The sequence below is a fragment of the Flavobacterium tructae genome, assembly GCF_001853485.1.
GTDB classification, from domain to species: Bacteria; Bacteroidota; Bacteroidia; order Flavobacteriales; family Flavobacteriaceae; genus Flavobacterium; species Flavobacterium tructae.
This window is the reverse complement of sequence record NZ_MIKE01000022.1, coordinates 430,090-444,584: the sequence shown is the minus strand read 5'-3', so window position 1 is coordinate 444,584 and position 14,495 is coordinate 430,090. Positions and strand designations below refer to the sequence as shown.

General features: G+C 36.8%; 14 protein-coding genes. 5 read left to right on the top strand and 9 right to left on the bottom strand.

What is annotated here, in order from left to right; all coding sequences use genetic code 11:
• Nucleotides 1-66 precede the first annotated feature (66 nt).
• Complete coding sequence (prfA, locus tag BHE19_RS09655) at nucleotides 67-1,143, top strand: peptide chain release factor 1 (RefSeq protein ID WP_017498542.1); 1,077 nt, start codon at nucleotides 67-69, stop codon at nucleotides 1,141-1,143.
• 318 nt (nucleotides 1,144-1,461) lie between these two features.
• Here prfA and BHE19_RS09650 read toward each other — a convergent pair whose 3' ends face one another.
• The 9 genes from BHE19_RS09650 to BHE19_RS09615 form a co-directional block, all read right to left on the bottom strand.
• A complete protein-coding gene (locus BHE19_RS09650) occupies nucleotides 1,462-1,791 on the bottom strand; it encodes a hypothetical protein (protein ID WP_070906928.1) in 330 nt (109 codons plus the stop codon).
• An 11-nt stretch (nucleotides 1,792-1,802) separates the two neighbouring features.
• Entirely contained in the window at nucleotides 1,803-2,195 is a 393-nt protein-coding gene (locus BHE19_RS09645; RefSeq protein WP_070906927.1) for a hypothetical protein, read from the bottom strand.
• 35 nt (nucleotides 2,196-2,230) lie between these two features.
• Nucleotides 2,231-2,515, bottom strand: a complete 285-nt coding sequence (locus BHE19_RS09640; protein WP_017498545.1) for a YtxH domain-containing protein — start codon at nucleotides 2,513-2,515, stop codon at nucleotides 2,231-2,233.
• A 44-nt stretch (nucleotides 2,516-2,559) separates the two neighbouring features.
• Complete coding sequence (locus tag BHE19_RS22615) at nucleotides 2,560-2,712, bottom strand: lmo0937 family membrane protein (RefSeq protein ID WP_123923494.1); 153 nt, start codon at nucleotides 2,710-2,712, stop codon at nucleotides 2,560-2,562.
• 35 nt (nucleotides 2,713-2,747) lie between these two features.
• The gene (locus BHE19_RS09635; RefSeq protein WP_070906926.1) at nucleotides 2,748-3,389 is read right to left on the bottom strand and encodes a porin family protein; all 642 of its coding nucleotides are present in this window, start codon (nucleotides 3,387-3,389) and stop codon (nucleotides 2,748-2,750) included.
• 38 nt (nucleotides 3,390-3,427) lie between these two features.
• Nucleotides 3,428-3,994 carry a DUF4142 domain-containing protein gene (locus BHE19_RS09630; protein WP_070906925.1) on the bottom strand — a complete coding sequence of 189 codons (567 nt, stop codon included), beginning with the start codon at nucleotides 3,992-3,994 and terminating at the stop codon, nucleotides 3,428-3,430.
• 143 nt (nucleotides 3,995-4,137) lie between these two features.
• Nucleotides 4,138-5,922 (bottom strand): sensor histidine kinase, encoded by a 1,785-nt coding sequence (locus BHE19_RS09625; protein ID WP_070906924.1) that lies wholly within the window; start codon nucleotides 5,920-5,922, stop codon nucleotides 4,138-4,140.
• A 10-nt stretch (nucleotides 5,923-5,932) separates the two neighbouring features.
• Nucleotides 5,933-6,382, bottom strand: a complete 450-nt coding sequence (locus tag BHE19_RS09620) for a response regulator (RefSeq protein ID WP_017498550.1) — start codon at nucleotides 6,380-6,382, stop codon at nucleotides 5,933-5,935.
• Nucleotides 6,383-6,403: 21 nt separating this feature from the next.
• Nucleotides 6,404-6,955 carry a helix-turn-helix domain-containing protein gene (locus BHE19_RS09615; RefSeq protein WP_017498551.1) on the bottom strand — a complete coding sequence of 184 codons (552 nt, stop codon included), beginning with the start codon at nucleotides 6,953-6,955 and terminating at the stop codon, nucleotides 6,404-6,406.
• A gap of 671 nt (nucleotides 6,956-7,626) precedes the next feature.
• Between BHE19_RS09615 and BHE19_RS09610 the strand changes: the two genes are divergently transcribed.
• The 4 genes from BHE19_RS09610 (at nucleotide 7,627) to katG (ending at nucleotide 14,401) form a co-directional block, all read left to right on the top strand.
• Nucleotides 7,627-9,810, top strand: a complete 2,184-nt coding sequence (locus BHE19_RS09610; protein ID WP_070907145.1) for a DUF5723 family protein — start codon at nucleotides 7,627-7,629, stop codon at nucleotides 9,808-9,810.
• A gap of 115 nt (nucleotides 9,811-9,925) precedes the next feature.
• Nucleotides 9,926-10,747 carry an orotidine-5'-phosphate decarboxylase gene (gene pyrF / locus BHE19_RS09605; RefSeq protein WP_017498554.1) on the top strand — a complete coding sequence of 274 codons (822 nt, stop codon included), beginning with the start codon at nucleotides 9,926-9,928 and terminating at the stop codon, nucleotides 10,745-10,747.
• Nucleotides 10,748-10,883: 136 nt separating this feature from the next.
• Nucleotides 10,884-11,684: an ABC transporter substrate-binding protein gene (locus tag BHE19_RS09600; protein ID WP_070906923.1), complete on the top strand. Its 801-nt coding sequence runs from the start codon at nucleotides 10,884-10,886 to the stop codon at nucleotides 11,682-11,684.
• Between the two features lie 512 nt (nucleotides 11,685-12,196).
• A complete protein-coding gene (gene katG, locus BHE19_RS09595) occupies nucleotides 12,197-14,401 on the top strand; it encodes a catalase/peroxidase HPI (RefSeq protein WP_083342506.1) in 2,205 nt (734 codons plus the stop codon).
• Nucleotides 14,402-14,495: the final 94 nt, after the last annotated feature.

Below are 14,495 nucleotides of genomic sequence, written 5' to 3'. Positions count from 1 at the left end.
GAAAACAACACTAGAATTTTCGGTAAAAATTTTGTAATTTTGCGGTCCAATAAAAGGAATTAGAAAATGTTAGATAGACTTCAATATGTAAAGCAGCGTTTTGATGAGATTTCGGATTTGATTATTCAGCCGGATGTTATTGCTGATCAAAAGCGTTATGTGCAACTCAACCAGGAATATAAAAGCATCAAAGCTTTGGTTGAAAAAAGAGAAGAATACATTCTTGTTTTAGCGAATATTGACGAAGCAAACGAAATTATTGCTGACGGAAGCGATGCAGATATGGTTGAAATGGCCAAAATGCAATTGGACGAAGCAAAAGAACGCTTGCCGCAACTGGAGGAGGAAATCAAATTTATGTTGATTCCTAAAGATCCTGAAGATGCTAAAAATGTCATGGTGGAGATCCGCGCCGGAACGGGTGGGGACGAAGCGAGTATTTTTGCAGGGGATTTATTCAGAATGTATACTAAATACTGTGAGTCACAAGGTTGGAGAACTTCTGTGGTGGATATGAACGAAGGTACTTCGGGAGGTTTCAAAGAGGTTATTTTTGAAGTTACCGGAGAAGATGTGTACGGAACCCTGAAATTTGAAGCAGGTGTGCACCGTGTACAACGTGTTCCGCAAACCGAAACTCAAGGTCGTGTGCATACTTCGGCAGCAACGGTAATGGTTTTACCGGAAGCGGAAGAGTTTGATGTACAGATTGATATGAACGATGTTCGTGTAGATTTCTTCTGTTCGTCAGGACCTGGAGGACAGTCGGTAAATACGACGAAATCGGCGGTACGTTTAACGCACATTCCTACGGGATTAGTGGCGCAATGTCAGGATCAGAAATCACAGCATAAAAATAAAGACAAAGCGTTAACGGTTTTACGTTCTCGTTTGTACGAAATGGAATTGGCTAAGAAACAAGAGGAAGACGCTACAAAACGTAGTTCTCAGGTAAGTTCGGGTGACCGTTCGGCTAAGATTCGTACGTACAACTACGCACAAGGTCGTGTAACCGATCACCGTGTGGGACTAACGTTATACGATTTAGGAAACATCATGAATGGTGATATTCAGAAAATTGTTGCCGAGCTTCAATTGGTAAACAATATGGAGAAATTGAAGGAAGCGTCGGAGGTGTTCTAAGATACTAAGATTCTGAGACGCTAAGTTTCTAAGGTTTTAGGTGCAGAGATACAAAGGTTTCTGAAAATAGATATATAAAAAAGGAGTGTTTCATTGTTTTTGAAACACTCCTTTTTTTATTGTTTATATGGATTACAGCTTGAAAATTGTTGCTGTAAAATGAAATAATTTTGTTGGATTTAGGCCGAAAATTAGGTTTTCTAAATCTCTCAGCATTTTTTGTGGAGGATGTAAACACATCCAAAAAACCTTTGTCCCTTTGAACCTAAAATATAGGTCACAGATCTTAGAATCTTAGCATCTCAGAGCCTCAGTATCTTAGGAATTCCCCGATTTCGAAACCACATTGGTCACAAAAAGCTGTAACACAGACCCGAAGATGTTTTTGAAAGTCGAGGTGCTTTTGCCAACGACAAATCTTTTGGCGAGATAACCAATTCCGATACTAATAGCCGACTGTGCGAGATCGCTTTTAAACCCAACCGTTTCATTGATTTCTTCAACGGTGCTACGAATCAGGTTAAGAGGTTTTAAATGCTCTTTAATGTCATCGATTTCGTCTTTAATGGCACACCACTCGGCATTTTGTTGGTGTTCTAAAAGCTGAATTTTCCGGTCTAGTGAATCAAGGGTGTAAATAGTTTCCATGACAGTCTTTTTTAGTTTTTTGATTGACCTGAATCACAATGGGCTTCTTGTTTCGTTTCTTTTAAAATGCTCGAAACAATCATGTTTCCGATAGGGGTTTTAATAAGCTTGTGATGCGATTTGTGCAGTACAATGGCAACAATTAAGTAAAACAAGGCCAGTATAAAAAAACCGTAATAGTTTTCGCCAAGTTTTTTTCCAATCCATAAACTGATTCCAATATTAAGGAACAACGTAAAAAATGCAACAACAGCGCCAACTGCGATCCTGGAGGTCAATGTTGATAAAACATCTGCCGATGCTGATACCGTTTTGAGTTTGATTAATTCTAAACTCGTTTTGGTATAGTTCTCTGCTTTCTCGTAAAGATTTAAGTTCTCGTTTGTTGTTGCATTTGATTCCATAATAAAGGGGGTGTTTAGGATTTAAATTTCACCTTTTAATAGTTCGATTTTACCGCTTTGGCTTCGTCCTTAAGGGTGTTGAAGTCCTCTTTTGCCTGGCTGAATTTTGCCTTTCCCTCTTCGATAATTTCTTTCCCGTTTGACTTAATAGTACTAACGATTCCGTCAAATTTGGTTTTTATATTATCTCCGTAATCTTTAGACTTGTCTGATATTTTTTTTCTGGTATTTGATCCTTTGTCCGGTGCAAATAAAACTCCTAAAACTGCTCCCGCTGCTGCGGCTCCTAATATTCCTAAAATTGTGGTGCTCGTTTTCATAATATTCGATTTAGTAATTAATATATAGTGCTTAATAGTGTTTATTAAATTTCACGGCCTTTAATGAGCCTCAATAATATGGCAATAACTGCAATGACCAATAAAATATGAATGATACTTCCAAGGCTGTAAACAAAAAAGCCCAATGCCCAAAGAATGACCAGTACCAACGCGATTGTGTATAGTAGATTTGACATGATTTTTTGTATTTAGGTTTAATTGAATCGTTTTCTTAGTTTAATTTATACGAAAGGTATAAAGTAAGGTTGCTGTTTTTGGCATCCGGAAAAGTATAGGTTGTTCCGGCTACCGTTCTTTCTTTTCCAATAGTAGTTAGCCCGTAGTTGTAACGTAATCCGATGCTTATTGGGTCAAAATCGACTCCAACTCCCGCAGATAAACCGGCGTCAAACTTGTTCAGGTCATTGGTGTCAATTTCTTGTTCGAAGTTAAAATCTCCCCTGCCGGTTACTTTTGAGCTTACCAAATAAGAGGCGTAACCACCGGCATGAACGTTAAAGTTTCTGGTGATATTTACTCTAACCAATAAAGGAACTTCGATGTAGTTGAGTCTGAATTTTGAATCTCCGCTGGCAAGAGCGTTATTGTATTCCAATTTGGCTCCTTTTGTAGTGAATAGGATTTCAGGCTGAATAGCAATGAAATCAGAGATGGGTAAAGTGGCGTAAAGACCGGCATTGAAACCGTATAATATGTTTTCGTCATTGGCATCACTAGAGTACAAATTCGACATGTTGAACCCTCCTTTGATTCCATACTCAGGATTTACATTATTGTTCTGAGCGTGCAGCATTCCAAACGATGCTGTTAAGAAAAGGGTTAAGGCGCATAAAAAATTTGGGTACATTTTCATAGTTAGATAGTTTAGTTAATAATAGCGTATACAGGCGTTTAGATTACTATTCTTGATTTTTGAATTTCTCTGAGAAACTCATATTGTTTTGGCAGATATTGCAACACCATTTCTAAAATAATCTGATCGTTCGTCTCCTTTGAAATCGATTCGAGCAATCTGATCTCTTCTTCTAAAGAGGCATTCATAGAATCCAGATAAGCCGCATTGAAATTGGTTTCGTTGGCATCAATTAAATCGTATAAATCCCGCTTATGAGTGGCATTGATTTCGGTAATAATGATCAACTTTTTATTGGCCAGAGTTGTGATCTCTTGTAACAGCTGATTTTGATTGATTTCGATTTGTTTGCTTACTTCCAGTATGTTGTTGTCAGAACTTTTTTGTTGTGCAATTTGACTTTTAGAAATAATGGTTTGACTTGCATTTGCCGCTGCGATAAAAAAAAAGGCTTCAATTTCTTCTTTTTCATTCTTAGTAAAAGCCTCATTTTTTAAAGAAGTTGCTACTGGGTAGTTTTTTTTACAGGACGAAACAAAAACTAGTACACACAATAGGAATATTGTTCTTAAAAAAAATGCTTTTACTCGGGGAATTGCTTTCATTATTACTTCATAAAGTATTACTTTACAAAGATGGCAACGAATGGAGGATTTTGCTTTACACCAAAAAAAAGAAACGTTATATAATTCCCATAAAAGATTTATATAACGTTTGTTATGTGGTTTTTAAAGATTTTTTTGAGGGTTTAATCCGGAAGAAAAATCGTAAATATTGAACCCTGGTCAGGTTGACTGTCGGCCATGATATATCCTTTGTGATTGTCGACAATTTTTTTACAAATCGCCAGACCAATTCCTGTTCCGGGATAATCTGTTTTAGAATGAAGACGCTGAAATAGTACAAAAATAGTTTCCTTAAACTGAGGGTCAAAGCCCATTCCGTTATCTGTAAAAGTTATTTTATGGTATTTTTTTACATTCTGATCTAATAGTTCGCGATAATCTACCGAAAATACTTTTTGACTTTCAATGGTAATTTCGGGAGCAACATTCGGACGGTTGTATTTTAAAGAATTCCCGATGAGGTTGATAAAAAGCTGTTCGATCTGATATGGAATGACGGCCAGTTTAGGCAATTTTGTAGAGGTAATAACCGCTTTTTTCTCGTCGATCATTTCGGTTAATTCAGCTTCGGCATTTTTAAGTAATTCATTTAAATTTGATTTAATGAATTCTTTTTTGGTGGTATTTGTTCTTGAAAACAACAATAAATCATCAATTAAAACACGCATTCTTTTGGCCGAAATCTCAATTTTAGCAATATAATCATTAGCATTTTGAGACATAACAGCTTTGTCGGCATCTGAAATTCGGGAGATAAAAGTCTGAATTTTTCGAAGAGGTTCCTGTAAATCGTGACTCGCAACGTGGTTGAAAGAAGCCAGTTCCTTATTGCTGTTTTCGAGTTCGACGTTTCGTGCCTGAAGTTCGATGTTGAGTAAGTGCTCATCGGTAATATCAAAGTTGATTCCCAGTAGAATTTTGCTTCCCTGTTCATCAGTCAATAATTTTCCTGTTGTTTTAAAATGCCTCACTTCTTGGGTAGGAAGTACAATTTTGTAATAAACAAAAGGCAGTTGCTTATAGTTTAGGATTCCTTTCATTGACTTTGCTACCGTTTCTTTATCATCCGGATGAACAAAGTTTAAAAAGGTGCCTTTTTCGGGAACAAAAGCATTAGGTTCGTAGCCCAACAGGCGATATTGATTGTCGGAATAGTCTATTTTGTTGGTGTCTAAATCCCATTGCCAGGTACTGAATTTACCAATAGCTTCAGATTCGGCCATCAGTTTTCCGGAGATTAAAAGCTGCTTGTTGAAGACTTTCAGGCGTTCGAAATCACGACTAATTTGTCGGTAAGCCAATAGGATAAAGCTTAAAGCAACCAGAAACAGTGAAATAGAAAAAAGCGGACTCAGGGAAATTTCGGCATCGTAGATTTTTAGTCTTTTGGCCAAATCAGTTTTTTCGATATCATTCATTTCGTCTACTTTAAAACGAATGTTTTCCATCAAAATTCGTCCGCCAAACAAATGATTGTCGAGTTTTCGTTTATCGTAGGTTTTGGGATCGCTGTATTTAAGGCAATTTTCAAACGAAACAAAACGCTGAATGATGAGCTTGAATAAGTTTTGAAGATTTTTCTGCTGTCGCGGATTGTCTTTTGTTAACTTTTTTAAATTAATGAACGAAGTGTTTACCTTGTCGCGCGAATAAATATAAGGAGTCAGGAAACGGGCATTGCGGGTTATGATATAGCCGCGCTGTCCCGTTTCGGCATCCTTAATAGCCGACATTAACCGTTCTAACTGAATGTTAATTTCATACGTATGCATCACCAGCTTACTGGACTCATTCAGGTCCTGATTGTGCTTGTGAGCAATAGAAGAAAGAAATAACAGAATGAAAACTGCGATTACAAAAATAACTCTCAGTGAGTTTGAGGAATTAAAATTTGGGATCCACTTCATTGATTTCCTACTATTTTAGTCGCAACAGAAAATTATCACGATTTAACCCTGAGGTATGATAGTGCCAGTTTACAGTAACGACTTCATTAATTATTTTTTTCAGATTGTTAAAATCACTTGGTTTTTTAATGTAAATATTGGCGCCCTGAATAAAAGTATCTTCAATGTCTTCTTCCGAAGAGGAAGTAGAGTAGATTGCAATGATAATGTCTTTTAAACGCTCTGTTTTTTTAATCTCGATCAGGCATTCTTTTCCGGTTTTTTTCGGCATGTTCAAATCCAGGAATAAAATATCGGGTAAAGCATTATCAGGATTCATTAAATGGTCCATTAATTGCATTCCGTCATGCGCAAATTCTACTTTAGTCTGAATCTTTATCTCTTCAAAAGCATCTTTAAAAAAAAGGCGATCGTCCTCATCATCGTCAGCCAATAAAATGTGTAATGCGTTTTTTTGCATTTTAATATAGGTATTTGTATTTTATTTTAAATTCTCTCTTCGTTTCTTAATAATTCGCTGAAAAGCCGATGGCGTAATTCCGGTGGTGTTTTTAAACTGTGTACTAAGGTGCGCTACACTTGAATAGTTGAGTAAAAAAGCAATTTCGGTCAGGCTCATTTCGTTGATAATAATTAATTGTTTTGCTCTTTCAATTTTTTGTAAAATAATAAAATTCTCGATAGACGAATAGGTTACTTCCGAAAATACATTCGATAGGTACCCATAGCTATGATTGAGTTTTTCGGCCAAAAACACAGAACTTTTGTAATTGTTACTGTCTTCCATAAAGACAAGTTCAATAATTGCATCCTTTATTTTCTGTACCAAAACACTTTTTTGGTTTTCTACCACTTCAAAACCACAAGGGCTCAGTTTCTCTTTTAAGGCCTCGAGTGCCTCAGCATCAAGGTTGTTATTGAGCTCAATTTCACCAAACCCCAAAGTGGTAAAGCTTACATTGTGCTGGTCCAGATTGTGTTTTAAAAAAAGCGAGCAAATGGTGTTAATGTCGAACTTTATAAATAGTTTCATTTAATGAAAATTTGGTTAAAGATACTTAATTTAATTTTGGTTCTGTCGTTTAACAATTGTTAGAAATTTACTAATATTTTCAGTAACCCATTGAGTGTAATTCCGAAAAATACTATTCGACACATCAAGACATCGTTTTTAGTATAAAAAAATACCGTCTAATATTTATACTAGACGGTATTCCGATTGAGTCAGAAAGGGTTGCGAATCTGAAAGGATTTGATGAAATTCTTCTTCTACTTTTCCCTGCTTTTGCTAAAGTTTACTATCCATTTTAGCTCCGGCAAACATCAAATCATCATGCTTCAGAGTTGCGTATTTTGCTTCAGTATTCCTTTTTAAACTCATTCCGCTTTTATGCTACTCCTGCAAAATCATTAAGCAGTAATAGTTATGTAAAATTGCGAATTATTTGCCTTTTTTCTGTTATATCTATTTAAAGAAGTGTTGCATAATTCACATTTTACACTTTTAAAGGTGATAAAGAAATTTAATTTATACTGTTATAATTATTTGATTAAAGGGTACTTATGAAAAGCAGAAAGAGAGTCTTTAGATTCATGTGAAAAAAATGTTAAAAAAGTTACAGGAATTCAATGTTTACGTAACCTGTTTGTAATTCAAATAGTGTAGTTTTGCCGCCGAATTTACCTAAAACAAAACAAATTTTAATGAAAAAAACTTTACTCAGTTTATTACTTATTGCGATTACTTTTTCAGCCAAATCTCAGTCTTATTTGGGATATACGCATGATAATTATGCAGGGGTTCAAAGCGTTCTTTTTAATCCGGCTTCTATCGCCGATTCTCGTTTTAAAACCGATATTAATCTGTTTTCAGTCAGTGGGACAGTAGCAAATGATCTTTATGGTGTTCGTCTTTTTGACGTGTATAAAAAAGGATATGATTTTGACAAGCAGTCGATCATGACACCAGCTAACTCCAACAATGGTTTGGTTAATTTTGATATCATGGGGCCTTCATTCATGTTTAATATTGCTCCAAAACATACAATCGCTGTTTTTACAAGAGCCAGATCTGTCACTAATGCTTATAATGTTAATGGTAGCCTTGTAAATGAAGTGAAAGATGGTTTAGATCATGCCAGTAACTTTAATTTCAACTTAGGCAATCCAAATGCAGTTTCGCATTCATGGGGAGAGTTTGGTGTTTCATATGCTGCAGTTTTATGGCAGAACGATCAACATTTCTTAAAAGGAGGTTTAACAGCAAAATATCTTCAGGGTGGTGTAAACGGTTATACTCAGGGCAGAGGTGTGAAAGTTGCATTTGTGGAGAACAAAGCCAATCCGAGAGCCAGCACGCTTTTTTCTGAAGGAGAAGTAACCGTAGGAGCAAGCCAGGACTTTGATGCTAATAAAGACTACAAATTTGATGCGAATTCAAATGGTTTCGGTTTTGATTTTGGACTTGTTTATGAATGGAGACCTGAATACAAAAAGTACGATTTAAACAAAGCAACCAGAGCCGACAATAACTTTCGTGATTTGAACAAATACAAAGTACGTTTTGGTCTTTCGGTTACCGATATTGGTTCGATCAATTACAAGAACTCAAAATTAGATACCTATAATGTTACAGGAGTGGTAACAGAGAAAATGATCAACGATGCTGATAACTTATATGATTTCCTAAACGAGCATTATACAAAAGTTTCGACTTCAAAAGGAGTTAGAACCAACTTGCCAACAGCAATTCACGCTGATGTAGATTGGAACATGTACAGAAAATTCTATTTAAATTTAAATGGAGATATCAGTATGGTGAGTGATTCTAAATTAAACGGAAGCAGTATTGCCAATCGTGTGAGTTTAACGCCTCGTTACGAAAGCAGATGGTTTAGCTTTTATGTACCGATGACCTGGATGGAATATAGCGGAATGCAGGTAGGATCAGGAATTCGTTTAGGAGCTTTCTTTATTGGTTCAGGTTCTGTTTTGACGAATCTGGTTTCAAAAGAATCCAAAGCGGTTGATTTTCATCTTGGGGTAAAAATTCCGGTTTATCAGAAGAAATTCAAAGATACGGATGAAGACGGAGTAATTGATAAAGAAGACTCTTGCAGAAAAGTAGCAGGTCCGGAAGAAAATAACGGTTGTCCATGGCCGGATACAGATGGAGACAAAGTTTTTGATAAAGATGATGTTTGCCCAAGTGTTGCAGGTCCTGTAGAAAATAAAGGATGTCCTTGGAAAGATAGTGATGGAGATACTTTATTAGACAATGTAGATGCTTGTCCTGCAGTTGCCGGTCCGGTAGAAAACAAAGGTTGTCCTTGGCCGGATACTGATAAAGATGGCGTTTTAGACAAAGACGATGCTTGTCCGGATGTTGCTGGTCCTGCAGAAAATAAAGGATGCCCTGTTTTAGATGCTGATAAAGACGGAGTTTTAGATAAAGATGACGCTTGCCCGTTAGTGTATGGTCCTGCAGAAAATAATGGTTGTCCTAAAGTTACAAAAGAAACATTAGCACAATTGAAAGTAGAGGCTAAGTCTATCTTCTTTACAACCGGAAAAGCAACTTTAAGTGACGCCAGAAAAGGAGAAACTTCAGGTAGATTAGATGCGATCAAAGAGATTCTGAAGAACTATCCAAATGCTAAGTTTGCAATCAACGGACATACAGATAACATAGGAAATCCAAAAGCCAACAAGAAATTATCTGAGGCAAGAGCAAAAGTAGTAATGGATGCTTTGATTGAAAAAGGAGTAAATCCGGCTAACTTAAGTTCACAAGGATTTGGATCTGCAAAACCGGTTCAGTCTAATAAAACGGCTAAAGGAAGAGCAGAAAACAGAAGAACAGAAATTGTATATTTAGGTAATTTGTAAGCCTAAACAGAATATAAAACCAAAAAGCCATTCGTAATTGAATGGCTTTTTTTATTTTTGCATACTTCTAAAATAGAATTATTTCTACTCTGTTTGGAGAACTAAAAAATCAAGAATGACAACACAACAACTACACGAACAAATTCTTTTAAAAAAATCATTTTTATGCGTTGGATTAGATCCTGATCTGACTAAAATCCCGCCACATTTATTAGAAACCGAAGATCCAATTTTTGAGTTCAATAAAGCAATAATTGATGCAACGCACGATTTAGCGGTAGGCTATAAGCCGAACACTGCTTTTTTTGAGGCTTACGGATTAAAAGGATGGCTTTCACTTCAGAAAACCATAAACTACATCAACGAGAATTTTCCGGAAATGTTTACCATTGCCGATGCAAAACGTGGTGATATAGGTAATACATCAAGCATGTATGCCAAAGCTTTTTTTGAAGATTTGAATTTCGACAGTGTAACCGTTGCTCCTTATATGGGGAAAGATTCGGTAGAGCCTTTCCTGGCTTTTGAAAACAAACATACGATTATGCTGGCTTTGACTTCAAACGAAGGAGCATTTGATTTTCAGACGTTAAACGTTAACGGAAAAGAATTATACAAACAAGTTTTGGAAACGTCTAAAACCTGGAAAAACAGTCACAACCTTATGTATGTGGTAGGCGCTACAAAAGCGGAATACTTTACTGAAATCAGGAAAATTGTCCCGGATAATTTCTTACTGGTACCGGGAATTGGAGCCCAGGGCGGAAGTTTATCTGAAGTTTGCAAATACGGAATGAATGATAAAGTAGGTTTATTGGTCAATTCAGCGAGAGCCATTATCTATGCTTCAAAAGGAACAGACTTTGCTGAAAAAGCAAGAGAAGAAGCTCTGAAAGTTCAAAAAGAAATGGAAGAGATTATTAACTCTAAGGTTTAAATAACTTTATAAATAGATTAACCGCAAAGTTCGCAAAGGTTTTTCGCAAGGTTCGCAAAAAAAAAGCTTTGCGTTCACAGCGTAATCCTTTGCGAACTTTGCGGTTAAAGAACTTGAAACCTGAAACAAAATAAACATGAAACAGTTACAAGATCAGCTTGGTACCTTACATACTTTCGAAACAGCTCCAAAACGAATTATTTCGTTAGTTCCTTCTCAAACTGAATTGCTATACGATTTAGGTTTAGAAGAAAAAATAGTGGGGATAACAAAGTTCTGCGTGCATCCGTATCATTTTAAGTCGACTAAAAAAATGGTTGGAGGAACGAAGAAGATTCATTATGAAAAAATAAAACTGCTCCAACCCGATATTATCATTTGTAACAAAGAAGAAAATACGCCCGAGATTGTAGCGCAGTTAAGTACTATTTGCCCGGTTTGGGTGACCAATATTGTTTCAATTGAGGATAATTTTCAAATGATTTCTGATTTCGGACAGCTTTTCAATTGCAGAACCGAAGCTCAGAAATGGAACAATAAACTGCTCTTCGCTTTAGACGATTTTAAAAAATACGTTCAGGACATTCCTGAGAAAAAAACGGCTTACTTTATTTGGAAGAACCCTTATATGGTAGCAGGAAATGATACCTATATTAATGAGTTATTAAAACTCAATCACTTTCAGAATATCTACGGTGATAAAGGCCGCTATCCGGAAATTGAACTCAGAAAAATGCGTCTGGAAGGCGATCCTGATTTGGTTTTTCTTTCTTCAGAACCTTATCCATTCAAAGAAGAAGATGCTTTTGAAATAGGACGTTTTACCCATCATGCCAAAACTATTTTCGTCGATGGCGAAATGTTCTCCTGGCACGGAAGCCGATTGTTAAAAGCTTTTCCATACTTCAAATTACTGCACGAAAGACTTAGAAATTAGTTTCAGGTTTCAAGTTTCAGGTTTTCTTTGTTTCAAGTTGTTGGAGCGTATATTTTGGCGCAAAAACTTTAGCAAATTTGCGGTTAAACTATGTTCAAAGTGTAGCAACTTGAAACCTGAAACCTGAAACAAAAAAGGTAACAAATTAGCCCAAAAAAAATGCCGGCATCTCGAAGACGCCGGCATCATTTAACTAACCAAAACCAAAATAATAAATAACCAGTTTATTACACTACAAAGATCCAACTTATATGGATGTTTTGCTGTTAAGGTTTTGTTATTACTTTGTTGGACATAAGTTAAGATTCTTTAATGTGCTGTTTTGAGCTTTCTGTAGTGTTAAATAATTTTTGGCTATTAAAATATAAAAACAATCAATTTTGTTTATTAATATCGCAAAGATAAGTTTGTATATTTGATAAAGTGTTAGATATCAATGAGGTGTGATTTCTTAAAAAAAAATTAGCATTTGATATAAAACAGTTAATTCTAATCAAAAAAAACAGAAAACAATGAGTGATTCAAACGAAAGTAAATGTCCTTTCCATAATGGACAAATGAAAGAAACTGCTGGTACAGGAACCTCTAATAAAGATTGGTGGCCAAATCGTTTAAATTTAAATATACTGCGTCAGCATTCTAGTTTGTCGGATCCAATGGAAAAAGATTTTAACTATGCGGAAGCATTTAAAACGTTAGACCTGAATGCGGTTAAAAAAGATCTTTTTGACCTGATGAAAGATTCGCAGGATTGGTGGCCGGCAGATTATGGTCATTATGGTCCTTTATTTATTCGTATGGCTTGGCACAGCGCGGGAACGTATCGTATATCAGACGGTCGTGGAGGTGCAAGTTCGGGGAATCAGCGTTTTGCTCCTCTTAACAGCTGGCCGGACAACGGGAATTTAGATAAAGCACGTTTTTTACTTTGGCCAATCAAACAGAAGTACGGAAACAAAATCTCCTGGGCTGATTTGATGATCTTAACAGGTAACTGCGCTTTAGAATCTATGGGATTTAAGACTTTTGGATTTGCAGGTGGAAGGGAAGATGTTTGGGAACCGGAACAGGATGTGAACTGGGGGTCAGAAATAGAATGGTTGGCTACCAGTGATAAACCATTTAGCAGGTATACCGGTGATAGAAATCTGGAGAATCCACTTGCGGCTGTACAAATGGGATTAATATATGTAAATCCTGAAGGCCCGGATGGTAATCCGGATCCACTAGGTTCTGGTAGAGATATTAGAGAGACTTTTGCAAGAATGGCAATGGATGATGCAGAAACTGTTGCTTTAGTTGCGGGAGGTCATACATTCGGAAAAGCGCATGGTGCCGGTGATGCAGCATTAGTCGGAGCTGAGCCGGAAGGTGCCAGCATAGAACAAATGGGAATGGGCTGGAAAAGCAGTTTTGGTAGCGGAATAGGAGGAGATGCTATTACCAGTGGGATTGAAGGAGCCTGGAAACCAAATCCGACTACCTGGGATAATGGTTTTTTTGAAACTTTGTTTAAGTACGATTGGAAATTAACCAAAAGTCCTGCAGGAGCACATCAGTGGACACCAACAGATGAAAGCGCTGCTACAACAGTAGAAGATGCTCACAATCCGGCCAAACGACATGCTCCGATGATGACAACAGCTGATATGGCACTGAAATTAGATCCTATTTACGCACCAATTTCAAGAGACTATTTCGAGAATTTCGACAAATTTGCTGATGCTTTTGCGAGAGCATGGTACAAACTGACGCACAGAGATTTGGGGCCCGTTTCTCGTTATTTAGGGCCTGAAGTTCCAAGTGAAATATTAATTTGGCAAGACCCGATTCCTGCTGCTAAAGGCGAGTTGAGTTATAATGATATTGCTGCTTTAAAAGATAAAATTCTTTCCAGCGGACTTTCTATTTCAGAATTGGTAAATACGGCTTGGGCATCAGCTTCTACATTCCGAGGTTCGGATAAACGTGGAGGGGCTAATGGCGCCCGTATTCGTTTTGAACCGCAAATTAGCTGGGAAGTTAATGGAGGTGGACAAGTAAAAAAGGTATTGGCTGCTTTAGAAGCCATACAAAATGATTTTACTAATTCCGGAAAATCAGTATCGATTGCCGATCTAATTGTTTTAGGAGGATCTGCAGCTATTGAAAAAGCAGCATCAAATGCCGGTTTATCTGTTGATGTTCCTTTTACACAAGGAAGAGGTGATGCTACTTTAGAGCAAACAGATGTGCATTCGTTTGAAGTATTAGAGCCAAAAGCAGATGGATTCCGAAACTATAAAAGTGCGAAAACAGGAGCCATTACCGAAGAACTTTTAATAGACAAAGCACAATTGTTAACCTTATCTGTACCTGAAATGACTGTGTTGGTGGGGGGGTTGAGAGTGTTGAATGCTAATTATGACGGTTCTAAACATGGTGTGTTTACTGCAAATAAAGAAACATTAAGTAATGATTTCTTCATAAATCTGCTAGATTTAAGAACGGCCTGGAAAGCCAGTGATGAAACCGGTGAAGTTTTTGAAGGACGTAATCGTACTACGGGAGAGGTTAAATGGACAGCAACCCGTGCCGATCTTATATTTGGCTCTAATTCTGAACTTCGTGCTTTAGCTGAGGTATACGCAAGCAGTGATGCCAAAGGGAAATTTGTTAAAGATTTTGTCTCAGCATGGACTAAAGTAATGAATCTGGACCGATTTGATGTACGTTAATAAAAAGGCTCTGAGGTTCTGAGGGACAAAGGTTCTGAGGAGCAAAGGTTCAAAGGGACAAAGGTTCTGAGTTTTGAACGTATATTTTTAAAAA

Coding starts and splice junctions, on each gene's coding strand:
- BHE19_RS09625 (WP_070906924.1), bottom strand. CDS start 5,922: ATGAAGTGGATCCCAAATTTTAATTCCTCAAACTCACTGAGAGTTATT.
- prfA (WP_017498542.1), top strand. CDS start 67: ATGTTAGATAGACTTCAATATGTAAAGCAGCGTTTTGATGAGATTTCG.
- BHE19_RS09630 (WP_070906925.1), bottom strand. CDS start 3,994: ATGAAAGCAATTCCCCGAGTAAAAGCATTTTTTTTAAGAACAATATTC.
- BHE19_RS09640 (WP_017498545.1), bottom strand. CDS start 2,515: ATGAAAACGAGCACCACAATTTTAGGAATATTAGGAGCCGCAGCAGCG.
- BHE19_RS09635 (WP_070906926.1), bottom strand. CDS start 3,389: ATGAAAATGTACCCAAATTTTTTATGCGCCTTAACCCTTTTCTTAACA.
- BHE19_RS09645 (WP_070906927.1), bottom strand. CDS start 2,195: ATGGAATCAAATGCAACAACAAACGAGAACTTAAATCTTTACGAGAAA.
- pyrF (WP_017498554.1), top strand. CDS start 9,926: ATGACAACACAACAACTACACGAACAAATTCTTTTAAAAAAATCATTT.
- katG (WP_083342506.1), top strand. CDS start 12,197: ATGAGTGATTCAAACGAAAGTAAATGTCCTTTCCATAATGGACAAATG.
- BHE19_RS09650 (WP_070906928.1), bottom strand. CDS start 1,791: ATGGAAACTATTTACACCCTTGATTCACTAGACCGGAAAATTCAGCTT.
- BHE19_RS09600 (WP_070906923.1), top strand. CDS start 10,884: ATGAAACAGTTACAAGATCAGCTTGGTACCTTACATACTTTCGAAACA.
- BHE19_RS09610 (WP_070907145.1), top strand. CDS start 7,627: ATGAAAAAAACTTTACTCAGTTTATTACTTATTGCGATTACTTTTTCA.
- BHE19_RS09615 (WP_017498551.1), bottom strand. CDS start 6,955: ATGAAACTATTTATAAAGTTCGACATTAACACCATTTGCTCGCTTTTT.
- BHE19_RS09620 (WP_017498550.1), bottom strand. CDS start 6,382: ATGCAAAAAAACGCATTACACATTTTATTGGCTGACGATGATGAGGAC.
- BHE19_RS22615 (WP_123923494.1), bottom strand. CDS start 2,712: ATGTCAAATCTACTATACACAATCGCGTTGGTACTGGTCATTCTTTGG.